The 22,015-nt window shown below is 63.5% G+C and carries 21 protein-coding genes and 1 pseudogene; 8 read left to right on the forward strand and 14 right to left on the reverse strand.

Annotated elements, in window-relative coordinates:
• Positions 1-30: 30 nt before the first annotated feature.
• Complete coding sequence (locus tag G6N07_RS09460) at positions 31-1,053, reverse strand: iron ABC transporter substrate-binding protein (protein WP_064872272.1); 1,023 nt, start codon at positions 1,051-1,053, stop codon at positions 31-33.
• 144 nt (positions 1,054-1,197) lie between these two features.
• Here G6N07_RS09460 and G6N07_RS09465 point away from each other — a divergent pair, with 144 nt between their 5' ends.
• Positions 1,198-2,154: a HipA domain-containing protein gene (locus G6N07_RS09465; RefSeq protein ID WP_082947858.1), complete on the forward strand. Its 957-nt coding sequence runs from the start codon at positions 1,198-1,200 to the stop codon at positions 2,152-2,154.
• A gap of 184 nt (positions 2,155-2,338) precedes the next feature.
• Entirely contained in the window at positions 2,339-2,917 is a 579-nt protein-coding gene (locus G6N07_RS09470) for a hypothetical protein (protein WP_244949056.1), read from the forward strand.
• 777 nt (positions 2,918-3,694) lie between these two features.
• Here the strand turns inward: G6N07_RS09470 and G6N07_RS09475 are convergent.
• The 5 genes from G6N07_RS09475 to G6N07_RS09495 form a co-directional block, all read right to left on the reverse strand.
• Positions 3,695-4,036 (reverse strand): DUF3703 domain-containing protein, encoded by a 342-nt coding sequence (locus G6N07_RS09475; protein WP_064872268.1) that lies wholly within the window; start codon positions 4,034-4,036, stop codon positions 3,695-3,697.
• 12 nt (positions 4,037-4,048) lie between these two features.
• The gene (locus G6N07_RS09480) at positions 4,049-4,213 is read right to left on the reverse strand and encodes a hypothetical protein (RefSeq protein WP_179959970.1); all 165 of its coding nucleotides are present in this window, start codon (positions 4,211-4,213) and stop codon (positions 4,049-4,051) included.
• Positions 4,214-4,354: 141 nt separating this feature from the next.
• Positions 4,355-4,978, reverse strand: a complete 624-nt coding sequence (locus tag G6N07_RS09485) for a class I SAM-dependent methyltransferase (RefSeq protein ID WP_064872266.1) — start codon at positions 4,976-4,978, stop codon at positions 4,355-4,357.
• A 290-nt stretch (positions 4,979-5,268) separates the two neighbouring features.
• A complete protein-coding gene (gene lnt, locus G6N07_RS09490) occupies positions 5,269-6,993 on the reverse strand; it encodes an apolipoprotein N-acyltransferase (protein ID WP_064872278.1) in 1,725 nt (574 codons plus the stop codon).
• A 65-nt stretch (positions 6,994-7,058) separates the two neighbouring features.
• The gene (locus tag G6N07_RS09495) at positions 7,059-7,700 is read right to left on the reverse strand and encodes a TlpA family protein disulfide reductase (RefSeq protein ID WP_085188858.1); all 642 of its coding nucleotides are present in this window, start codon (positions 7,698-7,700) and stop codon (positions 7,059-7,061) included.
• Positions 7,701-8,087: 387 nt separating this feature from the next.
• Here G6N07_RS09495 and G6N07_RS09500 point away from each other — a divergent pair, with 387 nt between their 5' ends.
• The 4 genes and pseudogenes from G6N07_RS09500 to G6N07_RS20970 all read left to right on the forward strand — a co-directional run bounded on the left by G6N07_RS09500 (position 8,088) and on the right by G6N07_RS20970 (position 9,752).
• On the forward strand, positions 8,088-8,486 hold the full coding sequence (locus G6N07_RS09500; protein ID WP_179959971.1) for an ArsR/SmtB family transcription factor: 399 nt from the start codon (positions 8,088-8,090) through the stop codon (positions 8,484-8,486).
• Positions 8,483-8,885 (forward strand): annotated as a pseudogene (locus G6N07_RS20965) (signal peptidase II). The gene G6N07_RS09500 and the pseudogene G6N07_RS20965 overlap by 4 nt, the downstream one beginning before the upstream one ends.
• On the forward strand, positions 8,882-9,484 hold the full coding sequence (locus tag G6N07_RS09510) for a cadmium resistance transporter (RefSeq protein ID WP_064875957.1): 603 nt from the start codon (positions 8,882-8,884) through the stop codon (positions 9,482-9,484). Before G6N07_RS20965 ends, G6N07_RS09510 begins: the two are co-directional and overlap by 4 nt.
• Before the next feature lie 67 nt (positions 9,485-9,551).
• The gene (locus G6N07_RS20970) at positions 9,552-9,752 is read left to right on the forward strand and encodes a hypothetical protein (protein WP_372507508.1); all 201 of its coding nucleotides are present in this window, start codon (positions 9,552-9,554) and stop codon (positions 9,750-9,752) included.
• Between the two features lie 169 nt (positions 9,753-9,921).
• On the opposite strand, the gene G6N07_RS09520 is transcribed toward G6N07_RS20970, so the two are convergent.
• Both G6N07_RS09520 and vapB read right to left on the reverse strand, forming a co-directional pair.
• A complete protein-coding gene (locus G6N07_RS09520; protein WP_085192573.1) occupies positions 9,922-10,332 on the reverse strand; it encodes a PIN domain nuclease in 411 nt (136 codons plus the stop codon).
• Positions 10,323-10,550: a type II toxin-antitoxin system VapB family antitoxin gene (gene vapB, locus G6N07_RS09525; protein WP_064876252.1), complete on the reverse strand. Its 228-nt coding sequence runs from the start codon at positions 10,548-10,550 to the stop codon at positions 10,323-10,325. The genes G6N07_RS09520 and vapB overlap by 10 nt, the downstream gene beginning before the upstream one ends.
• Positions 10,551-11,183: 633 nt before the next feature.
• Here vapB and G6N07_RS20780 point away from each other — a divergent pair.
• Positions 11,184-12,911 carry an O-acetyl-ADP-ribose deacetylase gene (locus G6N07_RS20780; RefSeq protein ID WP_082947967.1) on the forward strand — a complete coding sequence of 576 codons (1,728 nt, stop codon included), beginning with the start codon at positions 11,184-11,186 and terminating at the stop codon, positions 12,909-12,911.
• 263 nt (positions 12,912-13,174) lie between these two features.
• Positions 13,175-13,960 carry a hypothetical protein gene (locus tag G6N07_RS09535; protein WP_244949057.1) on the forward strand — a complete coding sequence of 262 codons (786 nt, stop codon included), beginning with the start codon at positions 13,175-13,177 and terminating at the stop codon, positions 13,958-13,960.
• An 807-nt stretch (positions 13,961-14,767) separates the two neighbouring features.
• Here the strand turns inward: G6N07_RS09535 and G6N07_RS09540 are convergent.
• The 6 genes from G6N07_RS09540 to G6N07_RS09560 form a co-directional block, all read right to left on the reverse strand.
• A complete protein-coding gene (locus G6N07_RS09540) occupies positions 14,768-15,238 on the reverse strand; it encodes a hypothetical protein (RefSeq protein WP_085192470.1) in 471 nt (156 codons plus the stop codon).
• 112 nt (positions 15,239-15,350) lie between these two features.
• Positions 15,351-15,569 carry a PDZ domain-containing protein gene (locus G6N07_RS20295; RefSeq protein WP_244949058.1) on the reverse strand — a complete coding sequence of 73 codons (219 nt, stop codon included), beginning with the start codon at positions 15,567-15,569 and terminating at the stop codon, positions 15,351-15,353.
• Positions 15,541-16,356 (reverse strand): S1C family serine protease, encoded by an 816-nt coding sequence (locus G6N07_RS09545; protein WP_244949059.1) that lies wholly within the window; start codon positions 16,354-16,356, stop codon positions 15,541-15,543. Before G6N07_RS09545 ends, G6N07_RS20295 begins: the two co-directional genes overlap by 29 nt.
• Positions 16,256-16,771 (reverse strand): T3SS (YopN, CesT) and YbjN peptide-binding chaperone 1, encoded by a 516-nt coding sequence (locus G6N07_RS09550; RefSeq protein ID WP_064874676.1) that lies wholly within the window; start codon positions 16,769-16,771, stop codon positions 16,256-16,258. The genes G6N07_RS09545 and G6N07_RS09550 overlap by 101 nt, the downstream gene beginning before the upstream one ends.
• A gap of 33 nt (positions 16,772-16,804) precedes the next feature.
• Positions 16,805-20,173 (reverse strand): Swt1 family HEPN domain-containing protein, encoded by a 3,369-nt coding sequence (locus tag G6N07_RS09555; protein WP_179959972.1) that lies wholly within the window; start codon positions 20,171-20,173, stop codon positions 16,805-16,807.
• Complete coding sequence (locus G6N07_RS09560) at positions 20,173-22,014, reverse strand: DUF262 domain-containing protein (RefSeq protein ID WP_085192659.1); 1,842 nt, start codon at positions 22,012-22,014, stop codon at positions 20,173-20,175. The genes G6N07_RS09555 and G6N07_RS09560 overlap by 1 nt, the downstream gene beginning before the upstream one ends.
• Between the last annotated feature and the right edge of the window lies 1 nt (position 22,015).

Here is a 22,015-nt window from a genome sequence, read left to right on the forward strand (position 1 = left end):
GCGGTGGGAGTGACCACGTCAGCCACCCATCTAGAGCAGGCCCGCCTTCGTCATCAGGTCGGTGACCTTCTGCGCGTCGAGGTTCGACGGGTTCACGGCGGGTGCCTGCAGGTCGACAAGAGGCACCAGCGCGGGGTTGGCCGGAACGCCGCTGGCCACGGGGTACTCGAACGACGTGCCCTTCTCGAGCACTTCTTGGCCGGCGTTGCTGGTGATGAAGGTCAAAAACTTCTGGGCGTCTTCTTTCTTCTTGCTGGAGTTCAAGATGCCGCCGCCGGAGATCGAGACGAAGGCGCCCGGGTCTTGGTTCCGGAAGTAGTGCAGAGCGGTGTTGCCCGAGATTTCCTTGGTCTGCGACTGATCGCGGAACCAGTAATAGTGGTAGATGATCCCGCCCTCGACCTGGCCGTCGTTGACGGCGCGCAGCGTGGCGATGTTGTCGGAGTAGATCTCCGCGCCTGCCTTCATGCCGGCCAGCCACTGGCCGGTGGCCCGTTCACCGGTGAGTTCCAGCATTGCCGCGACGATGGCCTGGAAGTCGGGCTTGACCGGCGGGGCACCCCAACGGCCCTTCCATTCTGGCTTTTCCAGATCCATGATCGAAGTCGGCAGCTGAGCCTCGGTGAGCTTGGTCTTGTCGTAGGCGAACACGGTGGTACGGGCGGCGACGCCGGTCCACTTACTCGTGGCGGGGCGGAACTGTGGTGGCACCTGAGCGATCGTGGCCTCGTCGACGTCGGTGAACAGGCCGTCCCTCTCGACCGCGGCCATGGCGGGCGAGTTCTCGGTAAGGAACACGTCGGCCGGCGACGCGTCGCCCTCGGCGATTAACTGGTTGCCCAATTCGGTGTCGCCGCCCTGGCGATAGGTGACCTTGATGCCGGTCTCCTTGGTGAAGGCGTCGATCCACTCCTTGGTCAGCGACTCGTGCTGCGCGTTGTAGACCAGCAGGCCGTCCTCCTCGGAGGACGAGCAGGCAGTAAGACCTGCTGCCAGCCCCCCAGCGACAATGAGGGTGACGATGCGATTCCAGCGAGTGCGACGGGTTGACATCCACGACACTTTCTCCGAGGTGAGCCTTGGCTAACGAACATACCCTTCGGCATGGCGCCGTTTTAAGTCGCAGGCCCTTGCTGCGGACGGGCGCGCCGCTCTGCCTCGCCCCGTCTCACGGAGCCCCCACTTAGAGTTCGCACCGTGGTGGACAGCTACGAAGTCGTCGACCTCGCCGACTGGACTCGCGGTGAGAGCGAACCAGGAGGTGACGAAGCGAAACGATGGTTCATAGCACCAGAGACTTCGCCGCATGCCGGGCACTGGTTGTTCAAGCCACGCCGCATCAAAACCCTCGAACTGTCCAAAGAACGTCGGCATCGCGGCGACAAACCCGACGTGCTCGTTCGCGGAGAGGACTGGGCGGAGAAGATCTCCTACGAGGTCGCCCAGCTGCTGTCTGTGCCTGCAGCGGAAACGGAGTTGGCGACAGTTGTCCAGTTGCGCACCCACGAACGCGTCTATGGCTCGATGAGCCGAGACATGCGGCCTCGCGCGTGGGCATGGACCCCGGGAGCAGCATTGCTTGCTGAGCGCGACGACGAGTTCGATGCCAAATCCTGCCGCGGCCATACGATTAGCGCCATTCGCGAAGCATTAGAGGGGCTGCAAGGTCCGGAGGGCACCAGTTACGCCGACTGGCCCGCATTCGATGTCTTCGCGGGCTATCTGCTCCTGGACGCCTGGATCGCGAACACTGACCGGCATGCGCACAATTGGGGGGTGCTGCAAAACTCCAGGACAGGTAACGTTTGCCTCGGTCCAAGCTTTGATCACGGGTCGGCCCTCGCCAGCGGTGACGAGGATAGGGTCCGTGCCCAGCGAATTGAGCAGAAGACCGTCGTGCAGTGGTGCGAGCACGGGCGAACAACCCGCTTTAACGCCGGCGAGGCGATCGGCCTGGTAAATGTCGCCGCGGAGGCCCTGTCAGTCTGCGGAGGCGCGGCACGACAACACTGGACAGCTCAAATAACCGACGTTGACCTGGATCTATGCTTCGATATCGTTGCAGCGACACCAAATCTGTCGGACCCGACCCGTAGTTTCGTGAGGACAGCACTCGCCACTAATCGAAAGCGAATCCGTGATGCACTCCGTTGATCTCTTAGTCGAGTCGACAGATGCTGACCCAGGTCTTCGTCGGTCGAGGTTGATTGTCACGCGTCGCGGTGCTGACGATGGGGTGTATCGGGCGATTGGCTACCTCGATAGGTTGACCGGAGGGGCCGAGCGCCCGACGTATCAATTCACGTACTTGGCTCGCGTGGCGGCTGATCCTGCTTTCGTGCCGGTCGTTGGGTTCCGTGACGTCAGCCGTCTTTACCGTTCCGAGAGGCTATTTCCATCGTTCGCCGACCGGGTGATGAGCGCTAAGCGGCCGGACCGTCCTCAATACCTTGAGGCTTTGGATCTCGATGCCGACGCTGATGCCTGGGAGATCCTGACCGCGTCCGGCGGGCATCGCGAAGGCGACCCGATCGAACTCGTCTCAATACCCCGATTCGATCGGACCACAGGCGAAACGTCGGCGCACTTCCTTGCTCACGGTGTCAGGCATCGCAGCGTAGAGGCCAGCCACCGAATAACCGCCCTTCGGGCGGGCCATCGCCTCGGACTGGAGCGCGACCTCGAGAACCCTGTTAACTCAGCGGCGATCCGGGTTGTTGATCGTGGGATGCACTTGGGGTTTGTGCCCGATCCCCTTCTTGACTACGTCCATTCGGTAATGGCCAGCGGCACTTACGATCTGACAGTCATGCGCGCCAACCCTGCTGTAACTCATCCGCACCTGCGGCTACTGCTGCGCTTGGGCGGACATTGCAGTTCTTTTGTGTTCGACAGCCCGGACTGGAATGCGGTCTAACTCCACTCCCGTTCCACCTTGATAGTTCGAACGGCAAATGCACAGTTAAGCGCTTCAAGGGCATCTTGCCGGAGGGTGCCCGGAATTGCCTCTGCGACATCATGTTTGGTGACTGGATTATCAGCCCTGCTTATCGCACGCCTCCAAAGGCCAGTAGGAGCTTCGAAGTCCTGGAGGTGGTATAGCGTCCGCCGGTTCTCATTGAGCGATCAAGGCGCGAAGCTAGGTCGGCGTCGAACCAATGTCTTTCTCTCCCAATGCGGATAAGGCGGCCCAGGCCCCAGCGCTCAGTGTTCGGTGTTGGAGGGTGTTGCCACTTCAACGTGCCGGCAAGCTCTCGCTCGCAGCAGGCGTGGGCACACAATATGCAGGCCAGATCAGCCCCGAGATGATAGCAACGGGTTGCCTCGACAATGAGAAAACCGTTTCATAGCCGCCGGCGGACGATCCATAAAGCCCTGGGCCACCATATGACTCGACGATTAGGTTGACCTCGGCCCGACGAATCGGCTCTTCGTCTATGTCGGTGCACATCGACAAACGTCTCTGTGCGTGCAGATGCCAGTTCGGCTGATCGAATCACGAGGTGCAACTGTAGGGCAACGGGGGATCGATCCGCTGTCCGCGCGGACGTCTTCACTGCAGTCGCAAACCGGGATGAGCCACCTGGACTGAAGAGCACTAGAATTGGTACCCCTCCACGCTATTGGCATACTGCGCTCTATTCGTGCACTATTTCCGGGACAGTCGCAGGCGGGTATGCCGACGGCGCGGCGCCTAAGGTGCCAGGGCTGCCCGCAGGTCTTCGGGTATTGGCATCGGCGTCGTCAGGCCCGCCGCCGTCCGGCCCGTGTTGCCCTCGGGGTAGCGCCCCGCGAATGAACCGGGTGCGGCGACGACGATCCGGACGACCTGACCGAAGGCCTCACGCCGGTCGCGCTGTCGGACGGCCAGCACAAACATGGCAGCGTGGTTACAGGTGTGTAGCCATGGGTCAGGCTGCGAGACAATGTGCGCCCGTTCGAGGTGGTGCCAGCGCGCCGCGGCGGTGCCAGCTGCTTTCGCGGCCGTCATCTCGCGTCGGTAGACGTCCCTCCCGTTGTCGGTGATGCGGCTCATGTCGCGCTCCGTTCAGTCGTCGTCATTGTCCTCTACCAGTTCGACCTCCCAGGCTTCTTTGCCTTCGTGGATGGCGAACGCGGAGATGACGAAGCCAGCGACGGGGTCGGGCCAGGCCGCGCCGGTAAGCTCGACCAGCCCGACGCCGACCAGCGTGAGATGCTGAGCAGCACACAACGTGGTCTCGGCGGTGTCGACCAGGATGAGGTTGTCTTTGCGGCGGGCGCTGACCTCATTTTCCTTTTGATCTGCCGGCGGCCCGCGCCCTTCACCAGGATCATCGAAGTGAAGACAGGACCAAGACCGCGATGGTCACCATCACTCACAGCCGGTGGGCAACGGTTTGGCGGCCACGCCGAGCAGGTAGTCGCCTTGGATGCGGGTCCGTGAACCCAGTACGACGAGGCCATGATGGGCGAGCTCGTCAGAGAATTGCTCGGCGCTGAACCGGTCTTCGGTCGGGTGGTCGAACAGCCGCTTGTAGCTGGGGCGGGCGAGGGCGTGGGCGGTGACTTCATCGAAGTAGAACCGCCCGCCCGGCGCGAGGACTCGCGCGACTTCGGCGACGGCGTTACGCCAGTCGGGAATGTGGTGGACGATCCCGAAGTCGAACACCGCCCCGTAACTGCCGTCGCCGGCATCTAGCGCGGTGGACAGATTGGTGGCGCTGCCTTGGACCAGCCGAACTCGGTTGCCGTAGCGGGCCAAGCGCTCCCCGGCCCGCCGGATCATCGCCGGGTCCAGGTCGACGGCGTCCACGGTGGCAGCGCCAAACCGCTCCAGAATCAGCTGCGTTCCGTATCCAGATCCGCAGCCGATTTCTAGAGCCTGGGTGTCCGGGACCAACCGGCCGCCGAACCGCAGCAGCACCGGAACCTCGTAGACGCGTTGGAGCCATCGCCGCGGCGCAGAATTGATCAGCGCGGTCTCCGCCATGTTCATCAACACGATTGGCCCTCTCCAGAGGTGGTCGTATCAGCGGACAGCCCGTGAGACTGGTTGCAGTTCAGCTCGATTCAGCTGTGCCAGGCCCCGGGCCGGCGGTGCGTGCCGCGGTGAGCACGGGGCACTGAGCGAGGCATGGTCCCGGTGGCCGACAGCGCCGGGACCATCCGTGCAGGGCGGCGGTTGACGGTTTACGCCGACCCGCACCAATGAACAGACTCCTACCATCACCGCCGTTTGGCGATGACCGCGATCCTGACGCTATCATCGCCTTCGGACGATGACAACTATCGCCGCCGCGGTGCCATTGCAGGCGGCGACGTGTGGGTACGCGGGGTGCGACGGCGCAGACTGACCCGGTGCGTAGGTGATCTGCGCAGAATGATCGACGCGATGCACGCGACGATGCCAATGCTGATCAGCAGCCACTGCACGACCGGGCCCCACCGAGTGGCTGGCGTGAGTCCGGTCATCAGCCTGACCGGGGTGTCTAGGTAGGCAGGTTCGAAGAATCCGGTGCGGGCCAGTTCGCGACCGTCCGGCCCGACCACGGAACTGATGCCCGTCGTCGCGGCGACCACGACGTAGCGGTTGTGCTCGACGGCGCGTAACTTGGCGAATGCGAGCTGCTGCTCGCTCATCGCCTCACCGAAGGTGGCGTTGTTGGACGGGACGGTGAGCAGCTGGGCGCCGTTGAGGACCGACTCGCGGGCCGCCCGGTCAAAGATCACTTCCCAGCAGGTCACCACTCCGATCGGCACCCCGGCTGCGCGCACTACCCCCGACCCGTCGCCGGGCACGAAGTAGCCAGCCCGGTCGGCGGAGGACGAGAAGAGCCGGAAGAAGCCGCGCCACGGCAGGTACTCGCCGAATGGTTGCACGATCTGCTTGTCGTGACGGTCACTAGGGCCGCCGACCGGATCCCAGACGATCACCGAGTTGAGGGTCACCGGGTTGGTGCTGCTGTAACCCGGCCCGGCGAGCACGCCGCCGACGAGGATCGGCGCCTCGATCGCCCGCGCGGCGATCGTGATCCGTTCGGCGGCGTCGGGATTGGCCAACGGGTCGACGTCGGAAGAGTTTTCCGGCCACACGACGATCTGCGGTTGCGCAGCACGCCCGGCGCGCACCTCGTCTGCGAGCCGCAGGGTTTCCCGAACGTGGTTGTCCAACACGGCGCGACGTTGGGCATTGAAGTCCAGGCCGAGTCGCGGCACATTGCCCTGCACCGCGGCCACGGTGACGAGCGGGTCGTAGTTCGCATTGATTGACGGCTGCCGGACCTGCGGCCAGATCACGGCGGTAGCCAACAGCACCACACCGATGTACGCACCGGGCAGCACTATCGCGGGAGGGCCCGCGTGGCCGGCACCGGCGGCGTCAAGGCGCCACCAGCGCGTGACCTCGCTCGCCAGGGCGGCCATGCTGACGCCCAGGAGCACGACCGCAAATGACACCAGCGGCACCCCGCCGATTTGGGCGATCGGCAGAAACGGGCCGTCGGTCTGGCCGAACCCGACTGCGCCCCAAGGGAATCCGCCGAACGGAACATTGGATTTGGCCCATTCCTGCACAGCCCACACGGCCGCGACCCAGATCGGCCAGCCCGGCAGTCGGCGCACCAGCACTGCCCCCGCGCCGAACAGCGCGGGAAATACCGACTCCATGCCCGCCAGCGCCAGCCATGGGCCGACGCCGACGAAGCTGCTCGTCCAGGGCAGCAGCGAAACGTAGAACGCGATGCCGAACAGAAGTCCATATCCGAGCCCGCCGATTTGCGTCGTCGACTCGTGGGTCAGTACCCAGGCCAGCAGTGCGAACGCGACGATCGCGGTGTACCACCACCCGAACGGCGGAAAGCTGACGCACAACAGCAGGCCCGCAGCGATCGCGCCGGCCATCCGGGGCAGTCGGCGCAGCACCGCAGCACCTAGACCTGCACCCCGAGGTCTGCTCAACGGCGGGGCGGGGGCCCCATCGGAATTGGCGGACCCGTCGGTGAGCGCCGCCATCGCGTCGGTGTCCTCGTCGGGTTGCCCCGCACCGCGCCTCCCGGTCAGCCTGGCCAAGGGGCCGGTCACGGGTTCATTGCCGCGACGGCCGCACGAACCTGCTCGACGTCACGGAACACCGTGGGCGTGGTGACCCGGCGGACGGTGCCGTCGGTGCCAACGAGGTAGCTCAGCGGCGGGACCGGGGGAGCGCCTAGGACCTGCCCGACGGCGTCGGCGTTGCCGAAGGACGGGTAGTGCACACCCAGATCCGCCAAAAGGCTCAGCGCCACGGTGTCGGTGTCCTGCACGTTCATCCCGACCACCCGCACCGCGCCCGGCTGCCCGGCGTAGGCGTCCAGCACCGGAATCTCTTCCCGACACGGGGCGCACCATGACGCCCACAGGTTGATCAGGGTCTGCTCACCGGCGAGCGCCGCGCCGACGTTGAACATGGTCCGCGCCCCCAGGCACGACGCCAGCGCACCAGCCAAATCACCCTTGGGCGGCGCCCCCTCACGTGGTGTCGGGCATGGCGCCAAGGCCGCACGCGCGGTGAGTCGCGCCAGTTCGCCGGTATCGGCGTCGCCAACGGCGGCAGCGGGCAGGGTAAGCCCGGGGCTGGAGGCATTAGTGCCGTCGACCTGGGGCGTACGCGGCCAGATCGCCACCGCCATCGCGGCTATTACCACCAGCGCGCACACCGTCCACCGCAGCCGAGCCCGCAATTGGCACCTCCCCTGTTGCCGAGTTGGCACCGGCTGGGTCCTGGGCGCTACCGACGGCACCCTTCCTACTAGGGGCCATAGTAGATTGTTCGAGCCTGCCACCGTTGATGAGCCGCCAACGTTCCGGGAGGGGGGCCGATGACCGCCGAATGGTGTTGGCATACATGGATCCGGCACTGAACCGCCCAAGAGGATCGCGTGGCCTCAGGGGCACGCAGCAGGTCAGGCCTCCTCTCCCATGCCCATCCCAGGAGGCGCCGGCCGCAGCACCTGCCGGTCGCCGTCTGCGGATGCGTTGGAGGTTGCGCCGACCCGGACCAATCAACGAACTTCGTGCTTTCACCGTCCTTTGGCGATGAGGGCGAAAAGAGGCGGTATCATCGCCGTATGGCGATGACAACCAACGATTGCGGCTCTGCGCGGCCGTCCCCCAATCTGTCTCCGGCGGCGGCGCTGTTTCACGGTTTGGCGGATCCGACTCGACTGGCGATCCTGCAGCGGTTGGCTGACGGTGAAGCCCGAGTGGTGGATTTGACGGGACTGCTCTCTATGGCGCAGTCCACAGTGTCTGCGCATCTGGCGTGCCTTCGTGACTGCGGGCTCGTAGTCGGGCGGCCCGAGGGCCGGCAGATGTTCTACTCCCTGACCCGCCCCGAACTGCTCGATTTGTTGGCCACAGCCGAGACACTTCTGGCCGCCACCGGCAATGCCGTCGCGCTGTGCCCCAACTACGGAACCCGCTCCCGCACGGGCGCAACGATCGATGCGGAGGAGACCGGCCGATGAGCGACGCCTGCGGCTGCGGCAATGACGAACCCCGCGGCGCCGACGAGGAGGAGCGAGAGCCCGAGCGGCTCTGGCAGATCAAGGAATTGCAGTTCGCCGCCATTTCAGGCGGTCCTGCTCGGCGTTGCCGGCGTAATTGTGGTCGCACTCGCGGTGTTCGCGGTCCGCGTCGCTCGCACCGCCGCGCCGCCGGTCGTGCTGGCACTGGCCGCGATGCTGGGTGGCGCGGTGGCCAACTTGAGTGACCGCGCCGGTGATGGGCTGGTCACCGACTACCTGCACACGGGCTGGTTTCCCACCTTCAACCTCGCTGACGTCTTCGTCGTCACAGGCGCCGCCGTCCTCGTTCTGGCTAGTTGGCGCGCCAGCGACACCGCAGACACCGGGGCCGACGCATGATCCAGTCGTCGATTCTGCCCGCGATCGGCCTGTTCATCGTCACCAACATCGACGACATCATCGTGCTGTCGCTGTTCTTCGCCCGCGGTGCAGGGCAACGCGGGACGACGGCCCGGATCACCGCAGGCCAATACCTGGGGTTTGCGGGGATCCTGGGCGCGGCCGTGCTCGTGACGTTGGGCGCGGGAGCATTTCTTCCCCCGCAGATCATTCCGTACTTCGGGCTCATACCCCTGGCCCTGGGACTGTGGGCGGCATGGGAAGCCTGGCGTGGAAACAACGACGACGATGATGACGACGACGACGCACGAGTCGCAGGTAAGAACGTCGGCGTCTGGACCGTCGCGGCAGTCACCTTTGCCAACGGCGGGGACAACATCGGCGTCTACGTCCCCGTCTTCCTCAGCGTGGGGCCCGCGGCCGTGGTGGCCTACTGCGTCGTCTTCCTCGTGCTCGTCGCGGTCCTCGTCGTCGCCGCCAAATTCGTCGCCACCCGCCGGCCGATCGCCGAGGTCCTCGAACGCTGGGAACACGTGCTGTTCCCGATCGTCCTGATCGCCCTCGGCATCTTCATCCTGGTCAGCGGCCTCGCCTTCTAGCAGCTGGCCAGCGACCCCCGCCCGCACACCAGCTGAACGCCGAACTACTTGTAGTGAAGGAGGTTTCATGCGTAGCGCGAAGCAATCTCTCGCCGTCGTGGCAGCCCTTGTCATCGCGGCAGCCCAAGTCACCGGCTGCACCACGGGCGAGGATGCCGTCGCGCAAGGCGGTACGTTCGACTTCGTCTCCCCCGGCACGTTGCCGGCGGCGTCGGTGGTAGGGCCGCTCGATCTAGGTCACGATCCGCCACCAATAATTCATGGATAATGACTATTATCCATGAAGTAAAGCCGTTGCGGCAGTGGGGGATTGGGTTGATTGCCGTGCCCGTCAACGTCGTCGTGGAGTGATGAACTTGAGCACTTCGCAAGAGTTGACCCCGGTGGGGGCGCAGTACGCCGTCTACGGCGAGGTTGGCAGACGGACGCTCAACCGGTCACATCCGCAGGCTCTCAACGGGCTGACCGGTGACCTGGGCGATGAGATCGAAGTCCTTGTCCAGCGCCAGCACGGTCAGCCCACCGAGTTCTGCGGTCGCGGCGACGAGAAGATCAGGAATGGCGGGGGCGCGGTGCTGGCCGCGATCGGCCAGCAGCATTTGCACCGCGACGGCGCGGTCCTCAGCGGCCGGTGTCAAGTACTCGACCGGCATCAGGCTCAGGGGAGGGGATGCTGTCTCCTCGCGCGCCTGTTGGCCGGTGCGGAACGAGTATCCGATTTCTAGTCGGGTGACGGTGCTGATGCGGACGAGGCCGCGTTCGATGCGTTCGATCCAGGCCGCGGCGTCGCGCGACGCCGATAGCCGTGTGTAGGCGGATTTGTCGATGATCCAATTAGTCACCGCCACGCTGTGTCCATCACGCCGGGATCGTCGAGGTCGGCGGCGGCGGCCTCAGCGCGGCGCAGGTCGGCCAGCGTCAGCGAGCGCTGGGTCGCGCCCACTGTCCCTTCGCGCTCGAACCGCTGACGCAGATACTCTTGGCGGGACAGGCCGCGCGCGGCCGCGTCGGCGTCGATGCGCGCCACCGCCCCCTCGGACAATCCTCGGATCAGCACGTCGCTCACTCGTCCCACCTCCTGATATCACTGTTATCAGTCTAACGGATCTCAAGCTAGGTCGGTGACGAAACGCTCAGCGCGCCGCTATCGACGGTGCCAATGAACGCAGGGATGCGATGGCCGTTTAGAAGAACAGTCAATAGCATTACGTCACCGTGACGTAATGCTATTGAGTTACCGGGAGCGTCTAGACTAAATCCGTCTAAGTGCCTGAGCAGAGCAGAGCGTCGCCGTCAACGTGCACTGTCAGGTTTTTCTGGACGGGGGTCCGGCGCTCTCAGGTCTTTCCGGACGAGGGTCCGGCACTGTCGAGTTATCCCGGAATCGCGGGCGCCCCACTGGGAACGTGCGGCCACCAGGAGCGACTCGATGTTCGGCTAGCTCAGAAAGGTCTCGGGCACGCGCGGCCCGCATGTATTGTCATTTTGCAGTTGACCCCTCGCCGACGGCATCTGCTGAAGTGCACAGCAGAGATAAAGCGCAAACCGCTCAGCGCCAATTTTGCAGCTAACCGCGACCAGGGGTGACCGAAGATCCCGAAGGGATGCCGGGCTGGTCACGGACGGGTACGGGGCCAGTCAGTCGCCGCCGTAGCCGTCCACCACATTGACGTCGGTGCCCAGATGCATACTGTTCTGCGTGCCGACAATCACCGCGGTTTGTGGCGACATCACCGCGCAGGAGGTCGATGCCGTGGTTAATCCCGCGAACTCTGCTATGCGCGGCGGTGGCGGCGCGGATGGCGCGATTCATCGCGCGGGAGGCCCCGCCATCCTGCGCGACTGCGTCGAGCGGTTCCCGAACGGACTGGCTACAGGTGACGCCGGCTGGACGACAGCAGGCGACCTGCCTGCCCGGTGGGTTATTCACACGGTCGGCCCGAACTACAACACTGGGCAAACAGACCGTTCGCTGCTGGAGTCCTGCTACCGCCGGGCCTTGGAGGTCGCAGACGAACTCGGTGTTCGAACTATCGCCTTTCCGCTCATCAGTACAGGCGCCTTCGGCTGGCCGCGGCGGGACGCCATCGCGGCAGCGGTTGAAACCATTGCCACCGTCAATACTCGTGTCGAGGATGTGCGACTGGTGGCATTCGACCCCGAGGTGCACGAGCAAGTACTGATGCAGTTGGCTTCGAAGACCCCGATCCGCATCTTGCAAGGGGTTCGAGTCCTGCATCAGCGGGGCTACCACCGGCTGCGCATTATGCCGGGAATGAGTTCCTCGGGGATGTACTGGCGCGTCGCTATCACCGCCGCTGACAATCTGATGGACCATGTGAGCTTCCCGCACGTCATCGACCTCGACACCGCACTGCAGTATTCGACGGGCGGACTTACCGAATTCGCCGGGAGTGAGGTGACCGTGACAACCAGACCCGAATCGGTCGCCGACCTGATCCTGAACGCATTTCCTAGGACCGTTCCGACCGAGGACGATCCCGCCTACGTTTCCTGGTTCGCCGAACTCATGCGTCTTGTCGAGCAATTCCAGTTGCCACCCATCGCGTACGCCGACTACTTCGACGCCAGCGCGGGATGGGAGATCGGCTGGGACAGCGGCATCAGGCATGCCCGCCCACCCGAGCCAGCGACCATTGCCCCAAGGAGATCCGCTCCAATGCCATCACTGCCATCGACCTCAATACCGGCCGACCCGGCAAACGCCCTGCATCGACTCGAGACGATTCTCCAGAAGGCGACGGGGCTTTCCCCGAAAGCCAGCGCGGTGGAAGGAACGCTTATCCCGCGGGGAGACCCGCTGTTGCCCGGCGTCACAATCAAATTCGCCGCCGATCACGTCCGCGGTGCCGACCGCGCAGCTCTTTTCTTTGACGACAAGTACGTTCATTTGGGTGTCTGGCCGGCGGAACTCCAGCCGCAATACACATATATCTATTCCGATCCGGCCAGAGCCGACGCCCTCCTCGAACTGAACAAGAACGACGGTTTCACTGTCGAGCCCAACTTTCAACTTGCGCATCGCTTTGCCCAACCTCTTCAACGCTGGTTTCCGACCAGACTGCTGTCCGCAGAGGACTACTTGCAGCAGTGGGTCGACGATTTCCACGACGGGCGCGCTGGCGGTCGAACCCGCGATGAGATAGCCGGTCCACGCTTCTTCCAGTGGCTGGTGGAGCGCCGGTACGCCCCCGCCATCGAAGAGGAAAGCCTTCACCAGTGGCTGGACAGTAAGAAAGCCGGCATTCAGGTCCACGTGCGCCCAGGCATCCAGATCCTCAGAACCTGGTCGTATGGAGAAGCTTTCGCGATCGAGGGTCAGAACGAGTTTGTTGCGCAGGTGCGGGACGCGACTAATCAGATACTGATCGCGCTCGGGCAGACGCAGTTAGGTTCCATGAGTTGAGCCACGCCCGTTAACGGCGGGTGGTGCAGGACACGCTTTCCATGCAGCGCAGCCGAATTGCGTCTCCGAACTCGCACCGCGAGTGTGCAATCCGACCGAATCTGAAAAGATTCGACACCGGTGGCCTTGCGCACCGTCCGATACCTGGGTGAATGTCGAGGTGGTGCAAGGTGGAGGTATCGGGGGTCCAGGCCTGTGGCGCGACCCCAAGGTGTCAGTGCCTGGTGCTATCCATAGTGCAGTACGCCTAGATGGAGGTAGTCATGACGCAGAGCGCGCCGGTAAAGATCGTCAGCGACAAGCTGGTGCTGGGTCCAGTGACGGTGAGTTTTCAGAGGACGCTGCGTATCCCCGAGACGGGGTTGCATCCGCTGCCGCCGGGTCTGGGCCGGTTTCCGTTGCGGCGGGTCGCGGACTACCCCAATACCGCACCAGCCGAATGGCTAGTTCGTGGCGGGTTGATGCTGCCGGTCTACCAGCGCGAGGCGATGTGGCTGTCGTTCAGCGCTTCCGAGCCCGCAGCGCTGCAGATTGGCGTGGGCAAGGTGTGCGCGGTTAGCGGCTTGCCGTGGATCGATCACCTCGTCGGTGACCCGCAGAACTACGTGGCGTTGCCCCAGCAGCCCTGGCTGGACGGCATCAACTCGGGGGATGGGTTCATCCGCCAGTTCGTTGCCGTGCCGCTCGGTTCGGGCGCCACAGTCGAAGGACAGGTGACGGGGGAGGAGACCCACGGTGGCGTGCAACTCCGTGCTGTCGCTCTGACCGAGCAGGCGCTGGCGGCGTGGTACGCCACACAGGCGCTGCAAGTGATGTGCTGCGAGGACCTTGCGGATGGCGGACCGCTGCCGGCGCCCTCGGGGAGCAGTATGGGATTGGGGCTGGCGGCCGGATGCGTCAAGAGGTGTACGCCGACGATCGCCCGCTGGCCGACTACGACGAGGATGGCGCCCGGCGGGTCTTCGTCCACCTGTGCTCGGCCGCGCAGTGGACCGCGATCACCGGAGAGGTGCCGCCGTCGACCTCGGTCGACCGGGACGCCTACGTAGAAGCCGGGTTGCCTTGGTTCGACTACTACGACGCCGACGCGCAGGACCTCGCACCGTCCAAGATCTTGTCGAACGTCAAGAGCGTCGGCAAAAGCTCGGCACCAAGGAGGATCCGTTTGTTCCCATCGATCCGAAGACAGTGGTCACCATCGGTGGGGTGAGCCCCGACGTAGTCGCTGACGGGGAGTGGTAGCTCGTTCGGTCTGGTCAGCCGAAACTCGATCCTCCGGCAGTACCAGGGCGTTCGAATTCCCGGTGCTTAAGGGTTCCGCGAACTGGGCCGGGACCTGATCAAAGTCGAGCTTGTAGGCCCCAGAGCGGACGGCAAGAGTATTTGCGCCTACGCCACGATGGACTGCATGCGCTCCTGCGCCAAAGGGCACCTAGACTGCGGAACTGCTCAATTGGGATGGCAGGCACTGCGTGCCGTGAAATCCCATCGACTGCCTGCTCCGGATCAGATGGCATGTATCCGGCAGCATGACCTCGCGCCGCGCCCTTTTACTTGTTGCCGGACCCTAGCCCGCCTTGCACGACCCGAATCGGATTGCGCTTCGCGTCATACTCCTTTTCAGTGCGTCGATCCGCCTTTCTCTTTCGCGAAGGTTTTGCGAGCTTCCGGACTGCGGAGCAATCGCTGGCAGCGCCGGCATGTTTCGACCTTGTGCGCCGGGTTCTTGAGATTGCAGAGGCGTGGCGTGCTTTCCGAGTAACTCACTTATCGAGTGGCTCCGACGTCTGATGCCGGATAGCCCGCGCCCCGTTGGAGACACGGGAGGTGAGCTGGGGTAACACCGAGTCTGGTGCTTATGGGCACTCTCCTGCATGCACCAAAAAGCAGTAAGGACAAACCTTTTCCGGCTTCTCTGGCTTCGAGGGATCGTTCGCGCCGAGATGGACATGACCGAGAGGCGTCAGCAGAATCTTGGGGTCTAGCTCCCGCAGCTTCGCCAGCTTGGTTTTGATGTGTTGTGTCAGTTCAGGTGAACGCCGGTAGTTCAGCAGCTCGCGATAAAGTCCAGCTTGCCCCTCGGCATCAGACGGAGCCGGCACAAGTTTGTCGTCCATGGACAAGCGAACCAACCTGCGAACATTGGCAATGCTGTCGGCACTGATCGGTTCCCCTGCTTCGGCGGCCTCTTTCGCCATTTCGGCGTCGGTAAGCCCGCGCAGCATGCCGAGCAGCACCTTGGCATAGCGGGTGCGGGGGTGGTCGATCAGGATCTGTTGGATCTCTGCGCGAATTGAATCATGAGGGCATTCGCCAGTGGGGACCATGAGCAACTGTTACATACCTCCGACATGCTTGAAGTGGGATGGAACGTTCGATGGTGCATGCATTGCCGGATCGGGGTGGCACTTCGAAGAGGTCGATGATCTTTGTCTTCGATCAGCCGAAAGTTCGCACGCTGCGTGGCCGACACTCGATCGAGACTTCGTGGTCACCACGCAGGACCACGACCGTGACTTTTCTGTTGGCGACGTCTCGCCGCAATGCGCGCAGTAAATCGTTCTGGGAGTGGATGTCGCGATCGCCGACAGCGACTATGGCATCACCGGGTTCGAAGGTGCCTGCTGAATTATCGCGAACAGCGGTCACCACGAGCATGGCCACCGGGTGCGCGGTCGACGACCCGACGTGCGACGCTCACTCCGAGCGACGCGCGTTCGACCGCTCCGTAGGTGATGAGTTCGTGGACGACCTCGGCGACGGTGTCGGCGGGAACGGCGAAGCCGATGCCGTCAGCCTCGGGGACTATTGCCGTGTTCACGCCGATAACTTGACCGTCAACGTTCACCAACGGTCCGCCGGAGTTCCCCGGGTTGATCGCCGCATCCGTCTGGATGACGTCAAAGATCGCTTGCTTGTCGCCGGTGGGAAGGCTCCGCTTCAGGCCGCTCACAATGCCAATGCTGATGCTCTCTGGGAACTCGCCGAGTGGGCTGCCGAATGCGAAGCAGAGTTCGCCAAGTCGAGCTCCCTCAGGCGAAATCGTCAGTGGCTGAGCAGATTGCGGGTCTACGCGAAGGACCGCCAGATCGGTCAGTGGGTCGCGCCCGACGACCCGCGCCTCGGTCTGCTGCGCGCCGGGAAGCTGAACGTACATGGGGTCGACCAGGTCTTGCACTACGTGATTGTTCGTGACGAGGTGTTCGACGTCGTAGAGGAAGGCCGACCCGCCGCCTTCCTCGAAATCGTGAGTCTGACCCTTGACGATGGCAGTCGAGAGCACCACCCGCTCGGCCAGATCGATGATCTCGTCACTGAACTGCCGGAGCAACCGCCCCGGTGTGTTAGACATCGAACTCGTCGCGTTCATCGTCGTCGAGCATGGTTCTGCCGCCGAACCGCTTCTGAAGAAGGCTGTCGTAGTGGTCCGCTCGGTCGGCCACAAGGTCGATAGTCGCCAATAACTGGTCGGGGGAGAGTTCGTCGAAGATGTACAACTCTGCGGTCAGCACGATTTGTGCGTTGTCTGGGTCGACGTATGCCTTGGCGAGCGGTGTATTTCGATTGATGGAGTTGACTGCCGCGAACACCTCGGGACGCATGGTGAACTCCTCCAGCAGCGGGGAAAAGATCTCGATGCGCGGTGGATCGTCATCCGCAGTGTGTACGTACACAACCGCGCTTCCGCGGGAGATGGGGATGTCGCCGTCCTCGTCACGCTCGATGGCGTCAAGCTTGAACTCGCGCTTGAGTGTCTCCTCGAGCCACTTGTCGAGTTCGTCGGTGCGGCGTTCGCCGCCGGACCCGAATATTCGGCCAAGAAGCGGCGTCGACTGTATCCGTGGTGCGAATCGGGACAACTCATCATCTCCACTCTGCAGGCTTGCCGGTGGTCATTCTTTCTCGAACCCCGACTGGTCAAACTTCAAGGTCTTCGCGTTCTCCGACACCGTGCGAATCTTGTTCTCATCAAAGCCTGTTGCGTCGACCGCTTCGATCTCGATCTTCACGATCAGGTTGATGCCCTGCTCCCGAAGGTTGGCGATCACCTCATCGGCGATGTTCTTGAAGTCCATCGCGATCTTGTCCGAGCTGAGCGTCTTGACTCCGTAGAACCGCGTGAACGCGATATCGATAGGGCCGGGGCCGGGGCCGGTTCCAGTTCCGGCGATTGTCCCAGTCCCAGTTCCAGTCCCGGTGCCCTCTCCGGTTTCAGTGTCGGTGTCGGAACCTGTTTCAGTTGGTTTCTCGTGCTCTCGCTGATGGATCGCGACGTCGGGACGCACCAAGAGCAGCGAGTCCGCCGGACTAGGTGCTGAATTCGTGTCTCCGGGGATCCAGAGTCCGACAAACCGTCCTGTGGCAGCGTCGATGCCGGTTGCCAGGGCAAACGCGTCGGTTTCCCAGATCATCGGAAGGTCGAGGACGCCCTCCTCCAGAACACGCCGATCCCGTAGGCGCGGCATGTACGGGTACTGGCAGTACAGCCCCCACAGCGCGCCGAGGGCGACGTGACCGTCCTTCCAGATTTGTGGCACCCTATTGATCGCGAGGCGAATCGTCACCGCGGCTTGGCGGACGGACAGATCTCCGTCGTTTCCGAGCCGGCGGGAGACACGCTCAGCCAGCGACTCCGCCTGGCCTTCGACCTTTGTTTCCCGCACAACGAACGGAGCGCTCGCATCAGGCTGTGACGGGACGAGTGCCCACGTGAACGTCTGTAGCAGACGAGACTTCACCGTTTGGTCGGCCTGCGCTTGCCGGGTGGACGCTTGATTCTTTTGGTTCTGGGTGAGATCCAGGTCGGCCTCGTTGGCCAGCACGTGTGACCAGCCGAGGTAGTCCCGCGCGGCGGCATCGAGTTCCTCGAGTCGCGCTTCGTCGGCGGCCAAGAAAACCAGCATGTTGCGGTTGGTCCGATTGGCGGTCCCACGCTGCTCAGTTGCCTTCTGGGCGAACGCCTTGGCAGGTGAGTCCGATCCGCGTTTGTGCGCCACCTTCGGATGCAGTATCACCAGTCGGGCTTCGTCGGTGTCGGGGATATCCGCGTTCGATTCGGGGCACACGTGCACACCCGCGAAGTCGCCACGAGTCTTGGCCTGCCCCTGCAGGCGACGGGCGATCTCGGCCCAGACATCTTCCTTGTGCAGTCGCTCCGCCTGGTCCTTGGCGGTGCGGGTGATGTTGGCCTGCAGGTCATACCAGTACTTGCCAGACCCGGAGTAGAAGTAGGTGGCTCGGTCGCCAAGTTGGGTGAGCGCAGAATGGAAGTTCCCAGGAACATCACCCGGGACCGCTGTACCCAGGAAGACCCGCTGGGTTTCGAGGCCCTTGTGGGCCGACCCGATGGTGGGGGCGGCACCAAAGAACACCGTGCGGGCCAGCCGCTTGGTCAGCGACCGCTGACCGAAGACGGGCTTCTCCTTGTCGATGCGCGCAGGTTCGGAGGTTGGCCCGTCGACATCGGCGTCGATGATGGCTTTCCACGAATCCTGCAGGTACTGGGTGAGTTCGGCGTTCACGTTGGCTGTGGACAGCGGGATGGACCCGGGCATGATCAAGGGCGAGGCGTCCTCACCGGTCCACAGCGCGTGAATGACGGTGCTCATTAACCGCAGCACGCCTCGGGTGCGCTGGAAGCGCTCTAGCGAAGACCACTCTTCGTAGAGCCGGTCGAACAACTCCGGATGGATGGGGTAGGTCCGTTTGATGCGGTCTTCGTATGCGGTGTCACGGGATTCGCGGGGGAAATCGTCGGTGTACTTGCGGTACATATCGACGTAGGCACGCGCGGTGGCCCCGATCGACGCCAGTGCAGCGCCGTCAGCTTGGACGAAGAGGCGTTGCCTGACGATTTGGTACGCCTCGGCTGAGGAGGCGGGGCGCCATTGTTCGGCGACGCGACGCACGACGTTCTGCAGTCGTTTGAGTGCTTCGAGGCCGTGCGCGCCGCCGACTTCTTCGGCGTTGCCGGCGACGATCTTGTCGGAATCGTCCCCGGTTTCCGACGCGGGGATGGAAATGACCAGCAGCACACCGGAGGTGCCCTTGGACGCTTCGGTGAGGGATTGTGCGAAGGTGAACTGGTCGTCGAAGGTACCGCCGGCCAGGTCGTCGCGGCCGACGAGCGAGCGGGCATAGGCGACCCATTCGTCGATCAGGATGACGGCGGGGGAGTACTTCGCAAGCAGGTCATGCAGGGCCTCGCCGGGTGTGGTGCGGTCTGCGTCGGCCTTGGCGACCAGGGCGTAGGCCTCGGCACCCCCGAGTTGCCAGGCGAGCTCGCCCCAGATGGTGTTGACGTGGGTGCCGTCGTCCTTGGTCGTACCGGACGGACTGAAGTGATTGCCGACGATGGCGACCCGGTTGACCTTGGTGCCGGTGTAGCCGTTCTTGGTCAGTAGTTCCTGAGTATCCTGAGGGAACTGACCGACTGGCAGACCCGCGGCGACGTGCCACAGGGCGAGCATCGAATGCGTCTTGCCGCCACCGAAATTCGTTTGCAGGTTGATGACAGGGGGCGCGTTGTCGTCGCCGGACAGCCGGCGGACCGCCCGGCCGACGAGATCGGTCAGACCTTCGGTGAGGTAGGTGCGGCGAAAGAACTCGACCGCGTCGGCGTAGCCGGAATCTTGTTCACCGCCGAAGGCCACCTTGTATAGGTCTGCGGCGAATTCAGAGGCGGCGAAATTGCCGGTGGCAACGTCGTGGTGGGGCGGCAACACTTCGCGCCAAGGCTTGAGCCCGGCGGCTTCGGGGTTGTCGACGGCGGCCTTGAGAGTTTTCTTGTCGTCTTTGTCGGCGGCCACGCGGCGCAGGTTGAGGCGGATGGCGTGAACCTCGTCGGCTTCCTTGGCCGCACCAATGAGTTTGAGCAGTCGCTCACCGGTGTCCAACGCGCGGTAGGCGTCGTCGTCACTGAAGGTGCCGTTGTGGGCCCACGTGTTGCGGACTTCGCGGAGTTCGATGGCGAAGGATTCCCCCGCTTTCCCAAGTGTCTTGCTGAACGGGTACCAACCCGGCTTGAAGCCGTTGGTGATGTTCGATTCGGTGAGGATGCGGAACTGGACTTGTGGGTCGAGCGGGTTGTAGGTCTTGTCCGACGGCGCGCCCTTTTTCCCGTCCTTGAGTTGAACCAATTTCGTCCAGGCGGCTCCGAGCGCTGGATCGCCCTGGCCGACGACCGAAGCGATGAAGTCATCGAGCGGGGGTGCCATCGTCTGGAACATGCGGTCGATGCGGTCACGGTTGCTCAGCGCCATCAGTCGTTCTCCATGCCTGCTTCGTTGGGAAACTCATCGGGCTCGAACTGTGCGGAATCTTCCTCGGCGAATCCCAAGTCGATGTCTCGTTGCACTGCCTTACCGATCGCATTTTCGACCAGCTCGCATAGCGATTCGCGCCGCGTACGGAAAAAGTTTTCGAAGTGGTCCTGGCGGAGGAACTCGGCCGGAATAAGGTGAGTGGCCACGAGGCCGTCGAGGTGCGGCGAGTCGATCTGCGCTCGGGTTTCGATCACCGGAAGGTACGACGACGGGGCGACACCGCCGATTGTGCGGTTGGTTCGCGCGCTGATCGTCGTCTTGTTGACGATGCTCTCCCGGTGCTCGGCATCGATGCCATTGGTGTCGCACCACTTCTGGGGGAAGATGTGATGGATGTCGACGGCGAGGTCGACGTACTGAACCTTGTCGAGCGCTTTGTCTTCCATCCAGTCCCGCGCACCTCCGGCGAGGATGAGCGCGGCGATACCCTTGTAGGCGGCGGCGTTTCGTGTTCGCAGCGAGTGCAGACGGGATTCGGTGAAGCTGGCGTCCTGTACGGTCCTCGGCACCGGCGCGGAGCCGTCGGTGGCCCAGGGCGGAACCATCTCGATGTCACGGGCGAACCGTGATTCGATTGCCGAGCCGTAGAGCTCGCCGAGCACGCCACACCAGTACCAGCGGACGAGACGTTCACTCACACTGATCAGATCCGCCTGCTTGCCCAGCACCACCTTGATGGCGGCCAGCGGAACCAGCTGTTTGGGGTAGGGCACGTCTCGTCGTGCGAAAATGTGGCGGTCGGCCAGGAATGTTGACGCCCAGATGAACGCCTCGCGCAGAGGTTCGCGCCACTGCAGATAGTCGCTCAGGGTCAGCTTCAGCACGTCCTCGCGCTTGGCCGAGATGGCCGGCGGCCGGTCGGAGGTGTCGGCGAGGTGGCGTTGGCGGGTGGTGAGCATGGTGACCGCTTGGAGGAAATCGGTGTTCTCGACGGCCGCCAGCACCGGGTAGGACGACCACTTGAGTTGGGTCTCCCGCCAGTCGTCGTTGAGCCGGAAGTCTTCGCCGGTCTTGGCGTAGTAGTCGGCGTCGCCGGCGAAGACTGCGGTGAGCAGTTCGAACACGTTGAGAGGCAGGCCACCAATGTTCACCTTCTCGAAGACGGTGGCCACGGCCGCCTTGTCGGTGTCCTCGTCCAAGACGATCGCGGGAATGTCGTAGGTGGCTGACTGCTTGATGAACTTGTCATGAAAGTGCTTGCCTAGCGCCGGGTTCTGCAGTTCCAGAATCCAGCTCATGTAGTCGCCATAGAGCAGGTTCAGCGGGAAGTAGCCATGCTCGTGTTGCTTGTCCTGGTCGCTGAGGTCGAGCTCCACGTCTTTGCCGAAGTTCGACCGAACGACGCCGTCGGCGGGTACCGAAATCACTGCCTCGTCAACACGGTTCGGGTCGCTGAGACCGGTTTCCATGTGGACGAAGTAGCGTCGGTCGAGCAATCGTCCGCGGCTGTCTTTCGTTGCGACCACGCCATTCCCGCTGAGGGCTTGCGTCAGAGATGTCAGACGCTGTTGCCCGTCCAACAGCAGGTACTTCGCGTCGGTGCCTGGGGTGAGGTGGACACCCTCGATGGCGCGGGGCTTGAATCGCACCTGTGAGTTGCCGGTCTTAAGCAGCATGACCGCACCCATGGGGTGTCCGCGCAGCACCGTCACCAAGAGCTGACGGATGCGTTCATCTTCCCATTTGTAACCGCGTTGGAAGTCCGGTAACTGGATCTCCCCGGAACGAGTCCACTTCAAATATTCACCCAACTCGTGCATCGGTGTCAGGAATCCCATG

The sequence above is a fragment of the Mycolicibacterium doricum genome (assembly GCF_010728155.1).
In the GTDB taxonomy this organism is placed as follows: domain Bacteria; phylum Actinomycetota; class Actinomycetes; order Mycobacteriales; family Mycobacteriaceae; genus Mycobacterium; species Mycobacterium doricum.

Coding starts and splice junctions, on each gene's coding strand:
- G6N07_RS09460 (WP_064872272.1), bottom strand. CDS start 1,053: ATGTCAACCCGTCGCACTCGCTGGAATCGCATCGTCACCCTCATTGTC.
- G6N07_RS09475 (WP_064872268.1), bottom strand. CDS start 4,036: ATGAGCCGCATCACCGACAACGGGAGGGACGTCTACCGACGCGAGATG.
- G6N07_RS09485 (WP_064872266.1), bottom strand. CDS start 4,978: ATGAACATGGCGGAGACCGCGCTGATCAATTCTGCGCCGCGGCGATGG.
- lnt (WP_064872278.1), bottom strand. CDS start 6,993: ATGGCGGCGCTCACCGACGGGTCCGCCAATTCCGATGGGGCCCCCGCC.
- G6N07_RS09500 (WP_179959971.1), top strand. CDS start 8,088: ATGGCGATGACAACCAACGATTGCGGCTCTGCGCGGCCGTCCCCCAAT.
- G6N07_RS09510 (WP_064875957.1), top strand. CDS start 8,882: ATGATCCAGTCGTCGATTCTGCCCGCGATCGGCCTGTTCATCGTCACC.
- G6N07_RS20970 (WP_372507508.1), top strand. CDS start 9,552: ATGCGTAGCGCGAAGCAATCTCTCGCCGTCGTGGCAGCCCTTGTCATC.
- G6N07_RS09535 (WP_244949057.1), top strand. CDS start 13,175: ATGACGCAGAGCGCGCCGGTAAAGATCGTCAGCGACAAGCTGGTGCTG.
- G6N07_RS09540 (WP_085192470.1), bottom strand. CDS start 15,238: ATGGTCCCCACTGGCGAATGCCCTCATGATTCAATTCGCGCAGAGATC.
- G6N07_RS20295 (WP_244949058.1), bottom strand. CDS start 15,569: ATGCTCGTGGTGACCGCTGTTCGCGATAATTCAGCAGGCACCTTCGAA.
- G6N07_RS09555 (WP_179959972.1), bottom strand. CDS start 20,173: ATGGCGCTGAGCAACCGTGACCGCATCGACCGCATGTTCCAGACGATG.
- G6N07_RS09560 (WP_085192659.1), bottom strand. CDS start 22,014: ATGGGATTCCTGACACCGATGCACGAGTTGGGTGAATATTTGAAGTGG.